Annotated in this window: 16 protein-coding genes; 8 read left to right on the top strand and 8 right to left on the bottom strand. The window is 66.0% G+C overall.

Translation table 11 applies throughout. The annotated features are described in order from the left end of the window. Nucleotides 1-158: 158 nt before the first annotated feature. The 6 genes from ACP59X_RS01425 (at nt 159) to ACP59X_RS01400 (ending at nt 5,656) form a co-directional block, all read left to right on the top strand. Nucleotides 159-1,028, top strand: a complete 870-nt coding sequence (locus ACP59X_RS01425) for a hypothetical protein (RefSeq protein ID WP_428563992.1) — start codon at nt 159-161, stop codon at nt 1,026-1,028. 17 nt (nt 1,029-1,045) lie between these two features. Then, the gene (locus ACP59X_RS01420; protein ID WP_428563989.1) at nt 1,046-2,158 is read left to right on the top strand and encodes a linear amide C-N hydrolase; all 1,113 of its coding nucleotides are present in this window, start codon (nt 1,046-1,048) and stop codon (nt 2,156-2,158) included. Between the two features lie 68 nt (nt 2,159-2,226). Next, complete coding sequence (locus ACP59X_RS01415; protein WP_428563986.1) at nt 2,227-3,225, top strand: SphA family protein; 999 nt, start codon at nt 2,227-2,229, stop codon at nt 3,223-3,225. Between the two features lie 34 nt (nt 3,226-3,259). Then, the gene (locus tag ACP59X_RS01410) at nt 3,260-4,066 is read left to right on the top strand and encodes a M23 family metallopeptidase (RefSeq protein ID WP_428563983.1); all 807 of its coding nucleotides are present in this window, start codon (nt 3,260-3,262) and stop codon (nt 4,064-4,066) included. Between the two features lie 135 nt (nt 4,067-4,201). Continuing rightward, the gene (locus ACP59X_RS01405; protein WP_428563980.1) at nt 4,202-5,407 is read left to right on the top strand and encodes an MFS transporter; all 1,206 of its coding nucleotides are present in this window, start codon (nt 4,202-4,204) and stop codon (nt 5,405-5,407) included. 24 nt (nt 5,408-5,431) lie between these two features. Beyond that, a complete protein-coding gene (locus ACP59X_RS01400; RefSeq protein WP_428563977.1) occupies nt 5,432-5,656 on the top strand; it encodes a hypothetical protein in 225 nt (74 codons plus the stop codon). Between the two features lie 152 nt (nt 5,657-5,808). Here ACP59X_RS01400 and ACP59X_RS01395 read toward each other — a convergent pair whose 3' ends face one another. The 7 genes from ACP59X_RS01395 to flgB are packed head-to-tail and all read right to left on the bottom strand — an operon-like array spanning nt 5,809 to nt 11,736. Continuing rightward, a complete protein-coding gene (locus ACP59X_RS01395; protein ID WP_428569778.1) occupies nt 5,809-7,110 on the bottom strand; it encodes a FliI/YscN family ATPase in 1,302 nt (433 codons plus the stop codon). Nucleotides 7,111-7,123: 13 nt separating this feature from the next. Then, nucleotides 7,124-7,870: a FliH/SctL family protein gene (locus ACP59X_RS01390; protein ID WP_428563974.1), complete on the bottom strand. Its 747-nt coding sequence runs from the start codon at nt 7,868-7,870 to the stop codon at nt 7,124-7,126. Further along, entirely contained in the window at nt 7,857-8,846 is a 990-nt protein-coding gene (gene fliG, locus ACP59X_RS01385) for a flagellar motor switch protein FliG (RefSeq protein ID WP_428569775.1), read from the bottom strand. The genes ACP59X_RS01390 and fliG overlap by 14 nt, the downstream gene beginning before the upstream one ends. A gap of 12 nt (nt 8,847-8,858) precedes the next feature. After that, nucleotides 8,859-10,505, bottom strand: a complete 1,647-nt coding sequence (gene fliF, locus ACP59X_RS01380) for a flagellar basal-body MS-ring/collar protein FliF (RefSeq protein WP_428563971.1) — start codon at nt 10,503-10,505, stop codon at nt 8,859-8,861. 39 nt (nt 10,506-10,544) lie between these two features. Continuing rightward, nucleotides 10,545-10,871, bottom strand: a complete 327-nt coding sequence (gene fliE / locus ACP59X_RS01375; RefSeq protein ID WP_428563968.1) for a flagellar hook-basal body complex protein FliE — start codon at nt 10,869-10,871, stop codon at nt 10,545-10,547. Between the two features lie 12 nt (nt 10,872-10,883). Further along, nucleotides 10,884-11,324, bottom strand: coding sequence for a flagellar basal body rod protein FlgC (gene flgC / locus ACP59X_RS01370; protein WP_428563965.1), 441 nt, complete (start codon nt 11,322-11,324; stop codon nt 10,884-10,886). Nucleotide 11,325: 1 nt separating this feature from the next. Then, on the bottom strand, nt 11,326-11,736 hold the full coding sequence (gene flgB / locus ACP59X_RS01365) for a flagellar basal body rod protein FlgB (protein ID WP_428563962.1): 411 nt from the start codon (nt 11,734-11,736) through the stop codon (nt 11,326-11,328). A gap of 357 nt (nt 11,737-12,093) precedes the next feature. Between flgB and ACP59X_RS01360 the strand changes: the two genes are divergently transcribed. Then, the gene (locus ACP59X_RS01360; RefSeq protein WP_428563959.1) at nt 12,094-12,666 is read left to right on the top strand and encodes a tetratricopeptide repeat protein; all 573 of its coding nucleotides are present in this window, start codon (nt 12,094-12,096) and stop codon (nt 12,664-12,666) included. A 142-nt stretch (nt 12,667-12,808) separates the two neighbouring features. Beyond that, nucleotides 12,809-13,402, top strand: a complete 594-nt coding sequence (locus tag ACP59X_RS01355; protein ID WP_428563956.1) for an IMP cyclohydrolase — start codon at nt 12,809-12,811, stop codon at nt 13,400-13,402. Nucleotides 13,403-14,002: 600 nt separating this feature from the next. On the opposite strand, the gene ACP59X_RS01350 is transcribed toward ACP59X_RS01355, so the two are convergent. Continuing rightward, the gene (locus tag ACP59X_RS01350) at nt 14,003-16,183 is read right to left on the bottom strand and encodes a HAMP domain-containing methyl-accepting chemotaxis protein (protein WP_428563953.1); all 2,181 of its coding nucleotides are present in this window, start codon (nt 16,181-16,183) and stop codon (nt 14,003-14,005) included. Nucleotides 16,184-16,293 lie beyond the last annotated feature (110 nt).

The following is a 16,293-nucleotide window of genomic DNA, read 5'->3' as shown; positions in this document are numbered from 1 at the left end:
GCAGACTGGACATCGGCCGGCCTTCATGATCGAAAGAGGCTTCCATTCCAACAGCACCGTGCCGGCCAGCCGGCCGCCCAGTAAAAGGGGGAAACGCGCACGCCTCGCGGCAAGAGCCACCATCCCGCCGGACTTCAAACCCAAAGGACCACCGGACCATGTCACGCAACACGCTCTTGTCCACCCTGCTGTGCCTGGCTGTTTTCGCTATCTTCCCCGCACTCTCCCGGGCCCAGGCCCCTGCCGCCCCCGATGATCCGGACAAGCTCCAGAAGCTGACCCAGGAATCGAGCAACCCCATCGGCAGCCTGTGGATGATCACCAACCAGTTCAACTGCAACGTCCTGCAATCGCCCAAGGGGCACCTGTTCGGCGAACCCCGCACGCAGTTCAACTACAATTTCCAGCCGGTCATGACCTTCGACCTGTCCAAGGACCTGCGCCTGATCACCCGGCCCCTGCTTCCGGTTTTCAACACGCCCTACGCCGCCGGCCTGCACACGGTGGATGACAAGTTCGGCCTGGGCGACGCCGAATTCCTGGCCATGGTGTCCCCGGCCGGCGACTCGAAATTCCTCCTTGGCGCCGGCCCCACGGCCGTTTTCCCCACAGCCACGGACAAGCACCTGGGCGACGGCAAATGGCAGCTTGGCGGGGCGCTGGCCGCCGTGTACATGGACGAGAAGTGGGTGGCCGGCATTTTCCCCCAGCAGTGGTGGTCCGTCGGGGGGGATTCCTCGCGCAAGGAGGTCAGCTTCACCAAGGCGCAGTATTTCCTCTGGTATTCGCCGGCCAACACCTGGCAGGTGGGCATGTCGCCGGAAGTGCTCATCGACTGGACCCAAAAGAAGGCGGAAAACGCCCTGACCCTGCCCGTGGGCCTGGGCGTGGCCAAGCTGGTCACGCTCGGCAAGCTCCCGGTCAAGCTCTCGGCCGAGGCCGACTATTCGGTCATCCGGCCGCGGACCGCCGGGACGGAGTGGACGTTCAAATTCACCATAACGCCCATCATCCCCAAGCTGTTCTAACCACGCAAGGAGGACACATGCCGTACCGCCCGTTGGCCGTTCTGGCCGCCTGCCTGCTGTCTCTGGCCTGCCTCGGCCCGGCCGAGGCCTGTACCAGCATCCGCATCAAGACCACGGACGGGGCCGTCATCTACGCCCGGACCATGGAATACGCCGAAGACATGCATTCCAGCGTATTCGTCGTGCCCAAAGGCAGCCCGCTTGTCGGCACCCTGCCCGACGGCTCGGCCAAGGGCCTGTCCTTTCCGGCCAAATACGGCTTCGTGGGCATGAACGCCTTTCACCAGCCGATCAGTTGCGACGGCATCAACGAAAAGGGCCTCGTGGTCGGCGCGCTGCTTTTTCCCGGCTACGCCGGCTACCAGACGTTCGAGCCGGCCGAGGCCGGCAAGACCATCGCCCAGTTCGACATGGCCAACTGGCTGCTGTCCCAGTTCGCCACCGTGGCCGAGGTGCGCCAGGGCCTGGCCGGCATACGCGTGTGCCAGGGGCCGTCCGCCCTGCGCGGCGTGACCTTCGGCCCCCTGCCCGTGCACGTCGCCGTGCATGACGCCGCGGGAAACAGCATCGTCATCGAGTACACCGACGGCAAGCTCAAGGTGTACGACAACCCGCTCGGCGTGCTGACCAACTCCCCGGATTTCGACTGGATGCGCATCTACCTCAGCAACTCCGTCAACCTTTCGGCGGTCAACGCCTCGCCCAAGGACCTCTCGGGCTTCAAGATCGACCCCACCGGCCAGGGCTCGGGCATGCTCGGGCTGCCCGGCGACTTCACCCCGCCCAACCGCTTCCTGCGCATGGTCGCCCTGACCCAGTCGGCCTCGCCCGTCAGCGGCGCCCAGGCCGGCGTCACCCTGGCCATGACCATCATCAACAACGTGGACATTCCCCTGGGCGCCGTGCGCGACGTCTCCCCGGCCGGCGTGGAGCGCGACGTCACCCAGTGGGTGGCCGTGGCCGACACGGCCGGCGGCCGCTACTACTTCCGCAACTACGACAACAAGAACTGGCGCGTCGTGGACGTCAAGGCCGCCCTGGCCAAGGCCGGCTCGACGCTCATGATCATCCCCACGACCGGCCCGGCCGACTACCCCGACGTGACGGCCACGGCCAAACCCATGCCCTAACCACCCGCACCGGGGCGGGAACCGGTTCCCGCCCCGGGCGTTCACCCCCAACCCCAGGAACGCCGCCCATGCACCACCACCCCCGTCCCGCACTGCGCCACCCCGCCGCCCTGTTCCTGTGCCTCGCCCTGCTGCTGTGCGCCGCCGCCCGGCCGGCCCTGGCCGTCGAAGGCGGGGCCAGCCATTACATCCAGGGCGCCTACGGCGACTTCCTCATGGGCCTGATCCCGGCCGCCGGTTTCTACGCGCGAAACGATACCTTCTACCAGTCCGGCCACATGGGCGGCACGGCCAAGGGCGGCAAGGTCTACGCCGGCCTCGACGAGTCCATGGTGATGAACATCACCAAGCTGTCCTACGTCTTCGACGTGCCGGCCATGGGCGGCTTCCTGGGCCTGGGCCTGGGGGTGCCGATCATCATCAACGAGCACATCACCGGCGACGTGGCCGCCAACTATTCCCGCAAATCCCGGGCCACGGGCCTGGACACCCCCCACCACCTGGAATACGGCGGCGGCGGCGATCGGGGCGGCCTGTCCGACCTCTTCCTCATGCCGGTCATCGCCGGCTGGAACTTCGGCGAATGCCACCTGGCCGTCATGCCCATCGTCTTTTTGCCCACGGGCTACTACGACAAGAACAAGCTGACCAACCTGGGCATGAACTACACGACCTTCGACGGCAACGTGGCCTTCACGTGGCTTGGCAAGGCCGGCTTCGAGCTTTCCGTCAACGCCGGCTACATGATCAACACGGAAAACATCACCACCAAATATGTCAGCGGCAACCAGCTCCACGTGGACTGGACGGCCGCCTACCACGTCAACGAACGCCTGGCCCTGGGCGCCGTGGGCTACCTCCTGGCCCAGACCACCCCGGACACCGGCAGCGGCGCCAACCTGGGCTCGTTCTACTCCTCGGGCACGGGCATCGGCCCGGCCGTCACCTACACCGTGCCCGTGGCCGGCAAGGACGTGATGCTCATCGCCAAATGGCTGCACGGCATCGGCGCCAGCCACAGCTTCCTCGGCGATTCGGTCTTCGCCTCCTTCGCCCTCAAATTCTAGCGGCCACGGGAAACGGCCCACCAGGAGAGCACCGATGCGTGCAGCATACCCGTCCCGGACACCAGCCACGGTCCGCCTCCTGCTTTGCTGGCTGCCGGGCCTGTGGAGCCTGTGCCTGGCCACGTCGTGCCTGGCCGGCCCCCTGGCCTGGCCCATCAACTGCCTGCCCGGCGGCGACTGCCTGGCCTCCATCGGCTACCCGGACCTGGTGGGCAACGGCCAAGCCTACGATTGCAGTCCGGCGGGCTATCCTGGGCATGTGGGCACGGACATCCGCGTCACCCAGGCGACCATGGACACCGGCCTGGATGTCCTGGCGGCCGAGGCCGGTACCGTCCTTTGGGTTTTCGACGGCTGGAAGGACCATTGTTCCACAACCGACGCAAATGACGCCCAATGCCAGGCACCGACCGGACCGGATGAACCGAATACCAGCAGCGGCTATAGACGGTGTACCGCGCTCGGCCCGTACTGCGAGGATGGCATCGGCCAATGCTTCTGGTGTTTCTACGGCGGCAACGTGGTCGTCATCAAACACGACGCATCCCTCGGCGTCTTCGCCACAGGTTACCAGCACCTCAAAACGAATTCCATCGTCGTCGTCCCCGGTCAAGTCGTCAAGAAGGGACAGAAAATCGCCCAGGTCGGCGATGCCGGCAATTCCACCGGGCCACACCTCCATTTCGACGTCTGGGAGAAAACCTATGCCGACCCCATCGACCCCTGGATGGGGCCCTGCGGCAGGACCACCGGCAGCGTGCTCTGGGCGCGGCTCCCTCCCTGGGGCGTAGCCGACCCCCTTGGCCCGGCCGGCCTGCTGCTGCTCCAAGGAAATGAATGATGCCTTCCTGTTGCATTCGCAATTAGTTTCTTTAAAAAATAGTTTCTACAAGACAGGTCTTGACCTCTTCCGCCTCTCCGGCTATCCCGCTGCCTCGCGCCGCCGGATGACCGGCGGCATGCCTGACAACCCCCTATGAGCAGCCCGCCCCAAGACCGCATTTTCACCTTCGAGTTCATCGGGCTGTGCCTGATGATCTTTTTGGCCTATTGCAACATCACGGTCTTCTACAGCCTCTACGTCTACCTCGAGGCCCTTTCCGTCCCCGAGTCCTGGCGGGGGCTTCTCATCGGCGCCTCGTCCCTGGCCACCATGATCGGCTACCTGTTCGCGAGCCCCTTTTTAAACGTACGCAACGCCGCCTGGGCGGCCGCGGCCGGCATCCTGCTGCTGACGGGCTGCGGCGCGGCCTATCTTTTCGCCGTCTCGGCCCCGGCCCTTTTGGCCGTGCGCCTGGCCAACGGCCTGGCCGTGGCGCTTGTATCCGCCGGGGCCATGACCATGCTCGTGGCCGTCATCCCGCCCGCGCGCACGGGCCAGGCCTTTGGCCTGTATTCCATCGCCATGCTGTTGCCCTATTCCATCGTGCCACCGGTCTTCGACTGGCTCTCCCCGGCCATCGTGACCTATCCCCAGGGCTATGCCGTCATGGCCATGGCCCTGGTGCCGGCCCTGGCGGCCGTGGCCGTGCTGGGGCGCCGGGTGGCCGGGCGACGGGAACTGGCCCCGGGCTCGCGGCCGACGCTGGCCCAGATGGCCAAAAACGCGGCCAAGGGCCCCGTGGCCCAGCTTTTGGCCGTCAACGCCGTCTATTACTTAAGCTTCGCCTCGCTTTTTTTCCTGACCAAAAGCCTGTTCCTGTCGCGGGGCTTGGGCCACGCGGGCGCGTTTTTCTCCATCCAGATGAGCTGCATGATCTGCATCCGCATCTTCGCCAACCGCGTCTTCGACGTGGTGGCCAAAATCAAGCTCATCCGCTTCTGCTATCTGGTCACGGCCGGCGCCTTCCTGCTGCTTTATTACGTCCACGGCCAGGCCATGACCTTCGTGGCGGCCGTGCTGCTCGGCATCGGCATGGGCGTGGGCTCGCCGTCGCTCAATGCCTTCATGTACGAGCTGTCCGAGCCGGCCTACCGGGGGCTCAACGCCAACCTGATGATGCTTTCGCTGCAAGCGGGCAGCTTCCTGGGGCCGATCCTCGGCGGCGCGGCCGTGGCCGCCTGGGGCTACGGCGGCTTTTTGCTGGTGGGCGCGGCGGCCTGCCTAGCCGGCACGGCCATGAGCCTGGGCCTTGGCCGTCCCCGGGTCAAAAGCGTTTACCCGGAAGGCAAAGACCGGTAACAGGCGGCCAAAAGGAGGAAGCCCATGCACGGATGGTACGAATACGGAAGCTTCAGCGGCGGCCTGCTCTCTTTATTGGTCACGCTGCTCGTGTTGGCCGTGATCTTTCTGGTGTGCCGGGAGATCGTGTGCTGGTACTGGAAGATCAACAAGGCCATGGAACTGCTGGAGCGGCAAACCGTGCTGCTGGAGCGCATCGAAGCCAGGCTTTCGGCCGGCCACATCCCGCCGGCCGGCCCCACGGCCTAAGGCCGCGTCCTCGAAACGGCAAAACGCCTTTGGGCCGGCACACGGGAAGATTCTTTTTTTTCTGAAAACCGTCGTTTTTTTCAAGGGACGGGCCACTCCAGCCGCGCTCTTGAAAAAACGCGCCCTCGGGCAGGGTCGCCCGGCGAGGCCGGCTACTTCTTGGCCCCGACCAGCCCCATGACGGCGGCGAAGGTCTCGTCCAGGGTCGAGCTTTCGGCCACGTCCTGGCGCAGGAAGGTGTTTATCGGGCCGATCATGTCGATGGCCCGGTCGATGTCGGCGTTGGCCCCCCGGGCGTAGGCCCCGATGTTGACCATGTCCTCCACCCGGCGGTAGGTGGCCAAAAGCCGGATCAGCTCCCGGCCGGCGGCCAGTTCGTCCTTGGGCGTCACGTCCGAGCGCAGGCGGCTGATCGAGCGCAGCACGTCGATGGACGGATAATGGCCCTGGTCGGCCAGGTCGCGGGTCAGCACGATATGGCCGTCGAGGATGGAGCGCACGGCGTCGGCGATGGGCTCGTTGAAGTCGTCGCCGTCCACGAGCACGGTGTAGATGCCGGTGATGCTGCCCTTGCCGTTCTTGCCCGCCCGCTCCAGCAGTTTGGGCAGCTGGGCGAAGACCGAGGGCGTGTAGCCCCGGGTGGTGGGCGGCTCGCCGGCGGCCAGGCCCACCTCGCGGCCGGCCATGGCGAAACGGGTGACGGAATCCATCATGAGGATGACGTCGTTGCCGGCGTCGCGGAAAAATTCGGCCATGGCCGTGGCGGCGTAGGCGGCCCGCATGCGGATCAGCGGGCTTTTGTCCGAGGTGGCCACCACCAGCACCGAGCGGGCCATGCCCTCGGGGCCAAGGTCCTTTTCAATAAATTCCCGAAGCTCCCGGCCACGCTCGCCCACCAGGCCGATGACGTTGATGTCGGCCTTGGTGTTGCGCGCGATCATGCCCATCAGCGTCGATTTCCCGACACCCGAACCGGCCATGATGCCCACGCGCTGGCCCTTGCCCAGGGTCAAAAGGCCGTTTATCGCCCGCACGCCCACATCCATGGGCTCGCTGATGCGCGGCCGGTCCATGGGGGCCGGGGCCGGGGCGAACACGGGGTTGAAGCCGGCCGGCACGATGGGCTCGCCGCCGTCCAGGGGATTGCCGAAGGCGTCCACCACCCGGCCGAGGAACCCCCGGCCCACGGGAAACAGCGGCGGCGTGGAGGTGTTGCGGATCAGCGTCCCGGGCGCGATGCCGCGCAGGTCGTCGTAGGGCATGAACAGGCAGGCCCCGTCGCGAAACCCGACCACCTCGGCCGGCACCTCGCGCACGTTTTGCCCGTCCTCGGAGAGCAGCTGGCAGACCGAACCGACCGGGGCGCGGATGCCCCGGCCCTCGGCGATGAGCCCCACGACCTTGGACACCTTGCCGTAGGTCCGGGCCGGCCGCAGGGTTTCCAGCCGGGCCATGGCCCCGGCGGTATCAAGCCCCGCCGCCACCACCGTCCCCGGCCGCGGCCAGCTGGTTGAAGATCTCCTCCACCGCGGCGAAGCGGCTGCCGATGGAATTGTCCACAAGGCCGTCGGCGCACTCGAGGATCACACTGCCCGGCAACAGCGCCGGGTCGGGGCGGACCATGAACCGGTCCAGGCCGCCGCGCTCCGTCGCCGCCCGGGCGATGAGCTCGCGCACCAACGCCTCGTCGTCGGGATGCACGACCAGGGTCAGGGCGGCCTTGGCCTCCATGAGGTCCAGGGATTCGTTTAAAATGTTGCGCAGGATCTCCTCGCGCCGGCCGTCGATGGCGGCCAGGGTGGTGCGCTCCAGGGCCAGGCGCAGCAGGGCGACGAATTCCTGACGGTGGGCGTCCCAGAGCTTCTGGCGCTCGGCGCCCAGGGATTGCAGGATGGAGCCCAGCGAAGTGGACATCTGGGACAGCTCGGCCTGGATCTGCTCCCCGGCGGCGGCCACCCCGGCGGCATAGCCGGCTTCGTGGGCCTTGGCCTTGAGGCGCTCGCCCTCGGCCATGGCTTCGGCGATAATGGCCGAGGCCTTGGCCGTGGCCTTGGCCCGCACGCGTTCCCAGAACTGGGCCTCGACCTCCTCGAAATGCAGGGGCGAACGGCGCGATTCCAGCTCCGAGACCGTGGTTTCGGCCTCGGCCCCGCCGCCCGGGCCGAGGATGACCCGGCCGGTGAGCGCGCCCGGCGCGTTGTCAGATAAAGACATCCCCGCCTCCGCGGCCGATGGCGATCTTGCCCTCGGCTTCCAGGCGCCGCACGGTCTTGACCACGTTCTGCTGGGCGGCCTCCACCTCGGCCAGGCGGATGGGGCCCATGATCTCCAGGTCTTCCTGGATCATGGTGGCGGCCCGTTCGGAGAGGTTCTTGAAGAACTTGTCGCGCAGGTCCTCGGAGGCGCCCTTGAGGGCCTGGGTGAGCTCCTCGTTGGAGACTTCCTTGAGCAGTTCGCGGATGGCCCGGTCGTCGAGGGCCTTGATGTCCTCGAAGACGAACATGAGGTTTCTTATGTCCTCGGCCATCTGGGCCGATTCCTCTTCGATCTCGGACAGGACCTCCTCTTCGGTGGCCCGGTCCACGGCGTTTAAGATTTCGGCCACGGCCGTGATGCCGCCGACCTTCTTGCCTTCCTTGCCGCCCATGGCGATGAGCTGGTTTTGCAGGACCTTGTCCACTTCCAGCAGCATGTCCTCGGCCACGGCCTCCAGGCGCGACAGGCGCATAAGCACCTCGGCCCGCACGCCCGAGGGCAGGTTCTGGAGCAGCTCGGCCGCCATGTCGGGATGCAGGTGGCCAAGGATGAGCGCCAGGGTCTGGGGGTGCTCGTTGCGCAGGATCTGGGCCAGGATGCGCGGCGAGACGTTGCCGAGCTCCTGGAAGGGCGTGGGCCCGGTATCGAGTTCCAACGTCTCCATGATGTACTTGGCCGTGTCCGTGTCCAGGGTCTTGGCCAGCATCTTGCGCACCTGCTCCGGGCCGCCCGTGACCATGTCCTTGCTCACCTGCATGGAGTCGTTGAATTCCCGGACCACGTCCTCGACCTGCTCCTTGGGCACGGTCTCCATCTCCATCATGGCCTTGGAGATGCGGGCGATTTCCTTGCGGTCCAGGCGCTTGAACACCTCTCCGGTGAACTTCTCGCCAAGCGCCAGGCACAGCACGGCGGTCTTCTGCGGTCCGGTCATGGCCATGGGCGCCTAGGCCTCCTGCTTGAGCCAGGTTTTGAGCAGGGTCATGGACTGTTCCATGTTCTCCTCGAAGAGTTGCAAGGCCAGGTTCTTGGCCAGCTCGAACTGCTTGGCGCTCTCCAGCATGGGCATCTCCTCGCCATCCTCGCCCACGGCCTCGGCCAGGGCCAGCCGGGCCTCGCCCTCGGGCAGGCGCTCCAGGGTCTCGATCTCCTCTTCCGTGACCCGCGGGCGGATCAGGGCCAGCACCACCGGCCGCACCACCAGGATCAGGAACAGGAACAGCAGCAGGCCGTTGAGAAACGGCTTGCCCAGCCGCTGGGCGTACTCGAGCATGGTCTGCATCAGGCTCGGTTCGCCCGATCCGTCCGGCGCGCCGAACTCGAAGCTCGACACCTGGATCTCGTCGCCGCGGGCCGGGTCCAGGCCGGCCGCCCGGGCCACCACCTGCTTGATGCGCTCCAGGTCCTCGGCCTTTCTGGGCACGAAGGTGAAGGTGTTCTTGCCCTCGACCTTCTCGTAGGTCCCGTCCACGATAACCGCGATGGACTGCCGCTTCAAGTCGCCGACAGGGGTGATGACGTTTTGTTCTTCCTTGTTGATCTCGTAGTTGGTGGTGCTGTTGGAGCGGTTGGACTTCTGGGTGGATTCGGTGCCGGTGTAGCCCTCGCCCCGGAAGTTGGTGTTGGGCACGGCCGCGCCGCCGCCGCGCGGGGTGGTGGTCACGCCGGTGCCGTCCACGGCCGCCGAGCCGGAGGTCGATTCCTCGCTTTTCTGCTCGCTGCGCACCACGGTGGCGTTGGGGTCGTAGAGCTCCTTGCGGATGGTGCGCTGGCTGAAATCCAGGTCCACGTTGGCCTTGACGATGGCCCGGCCGGGCCCGACGATGGGCGTGAGCATCTGTTCGATGCGGTTTTCCAGGTTGGACTCGAAGGTGTTTTTAAATTCGAACTGGGTGGTGGACATGCCGCCCATGCCGCTGTCGCCCCGGGGCTGGTACAGGGACTGGCCGGTGGTGTCGGTGATGGTGATGTGTTCGGGGGTCAGCCCCTCCACGGACATGGACACCAGGTTGACGATGCCCTGGAGCTGCTTGGCGTCAAGTTTTTGGCCGCGCTTGAGGGTCAGGACCACCGAGGCCGAGGCCTGCTTCTGCTCCTCGATAAAAAGGCTCTTCTGGGGCAGCACCAGGTGCACCCGGGCCTTTTCCACCTGGGGGAATTCCGTGATCGTGCGCGACAGCTCGCCCTGCAGGGCCCGGGCGTAGTTGATGCGCTGCACGAAGTCCGTCTGGCCGACTTTCAGCTGGTCAAAGAGTTCGAAGCCCACGCCCTGGCCGTGCATGACGCCTTCGCCGGCGACCTTGAGGCGCTGCTCGTAGACGGCCTCGGCCGGCACGAGCACCGTGGTGCCGTTGTCGCGCAGCTCGTAGGGCGTCTTGGAGGCCTTGAGCAGTTCGACGACCCGAGCGGCGTCCTCGGGGGCCAAATTGGTGTAAAGGATGCGCATTTCCGGCTGGTTGAGGAAATAGATCATGACCAGGAAAGCCGCGGCCGTGGAGACGGCCAGCCCGGCCAGCAGCATGCGCTGGGTGCTCGTGCGGTTGGACCAGTACTGGATGAGCTTCTCGAAACTCTGCTTGAGGAAAGGGGGCATGGCGTTTCTCCGGGCAGGCGTCCGTTACGGGGGAAAACCCTAGAACTGCATCTTCACCAGTTCTTTGTAGGCCTCAAGCACCTTGCCGCGCACGGTGGTGGTCATCTGCATGGCCAGCCCGGCCTTTTGCAGGTTGATCATCAGCTCGTGCACGTTCTCGGTCTGGCCCGAGGCAAAGGACTGGACCATGTCGGCCTTCTGGTTTTGCATGTCGTTGACGGTCTTGAGGGAGTCCATGAGCTTGCTGCCAAAACCTTCGCTGGGCGCGGCCGGCTTGGCCAGGGAGCGGGAGACCTTGGCGTCGATGGAGCCGGCGCCGACCATGGCGTTTTGGTAGGCAGCCAGGGCGATGGGGGACATGACCATGGGAAACCTCCGTTAGCGCCCGATTTCCAGGGCCTTGTTGAACATGCTCTTGACGGTGCCGACGGTGGAGCTCGACGCCTCGTAGCTGCGCATGGCCGTGATCATGTTGGCCATCTCCTCCACCACGTTGATGTCGGGGTAGGCCACGTAGCCGTCGGCGTTGGCGTCGGGGTGGCCGGGCTCGTACTGCATGCGGAACGGCCGGTTGTCGTTGACCAGGCCCGTGACCTTGACCCCGGCCAGCTGCCGGTCCTGGGCCGTGCGCATGGCCTCGGAAAAAGGGGCGTCGACGGGGGTAGACTCGAGCATCACGGACTTGCGCACGTAGGGGCCGCCGCCGCCCACGGTGCGCGTGGTCCGGATGTTGGCCAGGTTCATGGAGATGGTGTTCATGAGGGTGCGCTGGGCGGACATGCCCGACGACCCGATATCCATGGCGGTAAAGAGGTCCATACTACTTGCCTCCGTCCATGATGACCTTTTGCAGGCCTTCGAAATCCTTTTTGGTGATGTCGGTCAGGGCGTTATACATCAGGGTGTTCTTGGCCATGATCGACATTTCCTGTTCCATGTTCACGCTGTCCAGGCCGGCCACCACCCGGGGCTTCCAGCCCATCTCCAGGTTTCCCTGGAAGCCGGCGGCATTAAAAACCGAAGGCAGATGGTCGGCGGCGGTGCGCGTCATCTTGCCGCGCTCGTCGATATTGAGTGCCCCCTGCAGTTCCTTTTCGAACTCGAGGCGCCGGGCCTTGAAGGAGGGGACGTCCTGGTTGGCCAGGTTGGTCATGACAACATTCTGACGCTCCATACGCAGGTCCAAAACCTTGCCCAGGAGCCCTATGTTACTGGAAAACATCGTTTTCATGCCGTGCGTCCTCGCTTTGCCGCCCCTTTCGCGGCGGGCTTCGCCGGACAGATGGGCAAAAACCGTTCCAGTCAACCGGCCGCAGGCGGCGGGCAGGCATTTTTTTCCGGGGGACCCTGTTTCATTTTCTCATAAAACCATGCGCCGCCGACGGGCAAAACACACTGGCCAAGCCCCCCGGGACGGCTTCGCGAGCACCGCCACGCGCCTGGCACGAGGTTTGCTTCCTTCCTCGTGCCCGGCAGGACGCGCCGCCAGGGCCGGCCCAGAGCCGCGAACACAAAAAAACGGCGCAGGGATCGCGCGCCAACCGGCGACGCCGCCGCAAACATGGGCGTCGAGAACGGAGGGGAAGTCATGAGTGGGCATCTGGATTACGAAATCAACAAGGAACTCGGCGAATGCTACCTGTTCATGGGCGACCTGGACAAGGCCGAGGAGTACTACACCAAGGCCATGAGCAATAACGGGATCCATCCCGACCCGTACCTCGGCCTGGCCACCATCGCCGTGCAGCGCGGCCAGCTCGAAGCGGCCATGAACCTCTACCGCAAGGCCTCCACCATCGAGCCCGACGACCGGGCCCTGTCCGGCATGGCGCTGATCGAGATGGAACGCGGCGACCGGGCCGAGGCCTTCACCCACTTCAAGGGGGCGCTCACCCGCAACCCCGAGAACCTGGTGGCCCTGTTCGGCCTGGTGCGCCTGGCCCACGCCGAAGCGCGCATCGACGAGGCCCTGCCCTACCTGCGGGACTACCTCACCGTGGACCCGGCCAAGCACGAGGTGCGCTTCACCCTGGCCGGCTGCCTGGTGAGCCTGGGCCGCCACGCCGAGGCCGGCACCGAGCTCGAGGCCATCCTGGTCCAGGACCCCCGCCACGCCGCGGCCCGGGACCTGGTCGAGGAACTCAAGCGCGTGGCCGCCTAAGCCCCCGGTCCGAAGAATTTCCCCCCCTCCGCGCCGTCCGGCCGCGCCCCCAAGGACGCGGCCGGACGCCCGGCAGACCGCCCAGGCTTGCCTTGGACGGCCGAGTGTGGCACCTCGCCCGAAAAACAAGCGAGGTCCGCCCATGGAATTCCTGCCGATCAAACGGGCGCTGTTAAGCGTCACCGACAAGTCCGGCCTGCCCGAACTGGCCCGGTTCCTCTCCGCCGCCGGCGTCGAACTCGTCTCCACGGGCGGCACCCGCAAGGCCCTGCTCGACGCCGGGCTGCCCGTCACCTCCGTCAGCGACGTGACAGGCTTCCCGGAAATCATGGGCGGCCGTGTCAAAACCCTGCACCCGGCCATCCACGGCGGCATCCTGGCCGACAAGGACAACCCCGACCACCTGGCCACCATCGAAAAACACGGCATCGCCGCCTTCGACATGGTCGTGGTCAACCTCTACGCCTTCGGCAAGGCCCTGGAAAAAGGCTTGAGCCTGCCCGAGATGATCGAGCAGATCGACATCGGCGGCCCGACCCTGCTGCGGGCCTCGGCCAAGAATTTCTCGAGCATCCTCGTCGTGCCCGACCCGGCCTTCTACCCCGAGGTCATGGACGCCCTGGCCCAAAACACCATGCGCGCCCCCCTGCCCCTGCGCCAGAAAACCGCCGCCGCCACCTTCCGCGCCACCAGCACCTACGACGACGCCATCGCCACGTACCTGGCCAACGCCTAGGGAGGGAATGGGGACGGGGAGAGCGGGAGAGGAAGATGCCTCCGGCGGCCGGGGGGCATGATGCCCCCCGGACCCCCCCGGCGGGAAAGCCCGTAACGGGCGCAGGCATGGCCGGTTGGCCGTTGTCCGTCGGCGAGGCCGGAATGGGGCCTTTCGATGCCGTCGCTGCGCTCCCGGCTCGAAAGGCCCCATTCCGGCCTCGCAGGGCCGTCGCCCCTTCGGGGCGAGGTCTTGGAATTTTGCTTTGAAAGCCTCTTAAAGACCTTTTCCGCGCTTCAAGGCCTTTTTCTTCACCTGCGGCGCGGCAAAGCTTTTCTCACCTGCGGCGCTGCAAAGCTTTTCTCACCTGCGGCACTTCAAGGCTTTTTCTTCACCTGCGGCGCTTCGCCGCTGGCGCCCGTGGCCGCGCAATGGGGCCTGCCGTGCTGGCCGGCTTTGCGGCCAGCACGGCAGGCCCCATTGCGCGGCCACAACGACCGACGCCCCACCACCCGACGTTCCCGACCGCCGTACCACCCGCCCCGTCGGGGAGGTCCAGGAGGGGATCATCCCCTCCTGGCCGCCGGAGGCATCTTCTCCTCCTGCTGCTGTCGCGGCTGCCTAGCCGCGCCCCGTCAACGCCCTCGTCTTCGCCTTCGCCCTGGCCGGACCGGCGGAATCGCCGCGCATTTCGGCGATCAGGCGCGTGAGCACCGACGATTGTTCGGCCATTTCGGCGATGGCCTGGGCCGACTGGCGCATGCCTTCGGAGGCCTCCTGGGAGATGCGGTTGATCTCCTCGATGCTGCGGTTGATTTCCTCGCTGGTGGCCGACTGCTGCTCCGAGGCCGTGGCGATGGATTGGATCTGGCTGGCCACCATGTCGGCCAGGGAAACGATCTCGCCCAGCGATTCGCCGGACTGGTTGGCCAGGCGCGTGGTGCCGGCGATGGTCTCCACGGTCCGTTTGACCTTGTCCGCGTTGCCGGCCGTGCCTTGCTGGATGCCGGTCACGGCCTGCCCCACTTCCTTGGTGGCGTTCATGGTTTTCTCGGCCAGTTTGCGGACCTCGTCGGCCACCACGGCGAACCCCCGGCCGGCCTCGCCGGCCCGGGCCGCCTCGATGGCGGCATTTAAGGCCAGCAGGTTGGTCTGGTCGGCGATGTCGGAGATGACATCCATGACCGCGCCGATGCCCTTGGCCCGTTCGCCCAGGTCTTCCATGTCCCGTTGCAATTCCTGGGCGTGGGACTGGACCGTGCCGATGCCGCGGATGACCTCGTCCACGACGGCCTTGCCGCCCATGGCCTTCTCCTTGGCCTGATCGGCCGTACCGGCGGCCATGGAGGCGTTCTTGGCCACTTCGAGCACGGTGGAGTTCATTTCCTCCATGGCCGTGGCGGTTTCGCCGGCGCTTTGGGACTGCCGGACCGCGCCTTGGCTGGCCTGTTCGATCTGGGCCGAGAGTTCCTCCGAGGCCGTGGCCGTGGCCTGGGCCACTTCCTGCAGGGTCACGGCGGCGGTGAGCATGGCGTCACGCTGGGTGGTGGCCTCGGCCTGGGCCACTTCGGCCTGGGCCATGGCTTCCCTGGCTTTTTGGGCTTCGGCGGCGGCTTCGGCCGAGCGGGTGTCGGCTTCGCGGATGCGTTCCTTGAGCCGCTCGACCATGGTGCGCAGGCTGTCGGCCAATTTGCCCACCTCGTCGCCCTGGTGCACGTCGAGCAGACCGTCGAGGTCGCCGCCGGCCACCCGGTCGGCGAAGGTCACGCTGGTCAGGATCGGCCGGGTGACGATCCGGGTCAGGAAGACGGCGATGCCCACGCCCATCAAGACCGCGACCACAAGTCCCGCCTCCATGACCAGGCTGGCCAAGTCCAGTTCCGCCACGGCCGCATCCGCCAGGCGCTGGGTGTTGTCCATGCCCGCCTTGGCCATATCCTTGGCCAGCTCCTCGATCTTTTGCGCCGCCTCGTTGCGTTTGCCGCCGAGCTCGGTCAGGGTCGTCATGTCGGCGTCGAACGTGGTCATGGCGCTCTTGTACCGGGCCATGGCCTGTTCGACATCGGCGACTTCCTTTTTGTTCTCCACCTTGCGCGTGATCGAGGCGAGATGCTTGACCGTGGCCTCCACCTTGGGGAACAGTTGCAGGGCCTGGGCCCGGATGCCCTTGTCGTTGAGCGCCTGGGCCTTGAAGTTCCTGACCCGGATGTCGAAGCCGTGCTCGATGATCTCGGCGATGTCGGCCAACTTGGTCAGGCGCTCCGCAAGCTTCTCGCTCTCCGCCCCCTGCGTGATTTCCTCGGCGAACTGCTTTCGCTGGCTGGCGGAGAGGATATCCACGCTTTCGACGAAATCGGCGGCGGCCGCGTCCATGGCCTGGCGCGAGGCGGCCAGGGCCTTGATGCGCGTTTCCGTCTCCCCGGCCAGGGCGAAATAGGCTTCGGACGCCTCCTCGGCCTTGGGCAGGTCGATCTTGAGCCGCACCAGGCCGGGATATTTGGCCGAGAGGGCTTTGGCCTGGGCCAGGGCCTTGCGCACGGCCTCGATCTCCGTCTTGGCCTGCTCCCGGTAGGCTTGGTCCATGCTCAGGGCGTAGCCGCGCATGGCGTACATGGTCAGCATGGACGTCCGTTCGATCTCGTTGGCGATGCCCGTTTCCGGGATATACTGCTGCGAAAGGGCGGCAGAAGTCGTTTCCACGCGTTGCATGTACCACACGCCGAGAAGGCCGAGGCTGGCGGCAAGCACGATCAAGCAACCGAAGCCCATACCGATTTTGCGACCCAGGCTGATGTTCTTCATATGAGACCCCAGATGAAATAGATGAACAGATAGATCTGTACGCCAGCTCCTGCCGCCACATCTCGGACTACTTGGATCATAATTATCCAAGGCTCGCAACCCACGCGACG

Origin of the sequence: Solidesulfovibrio sp. DCME (assembly GCF_049995385.1) — a bacterium.
In the GTDB taxonomy this organism is placed as follows: Bacteria; Desulfobacterota; Desulfovibrionia; order Desulfovibrionales; family Desulfovibrionaceae; genus Solidesulfovibrio.
Note: the sequence above shows the minus strand (reverse complement) of the source record. Positions and strands in the feature narration are given on the sequence as shown.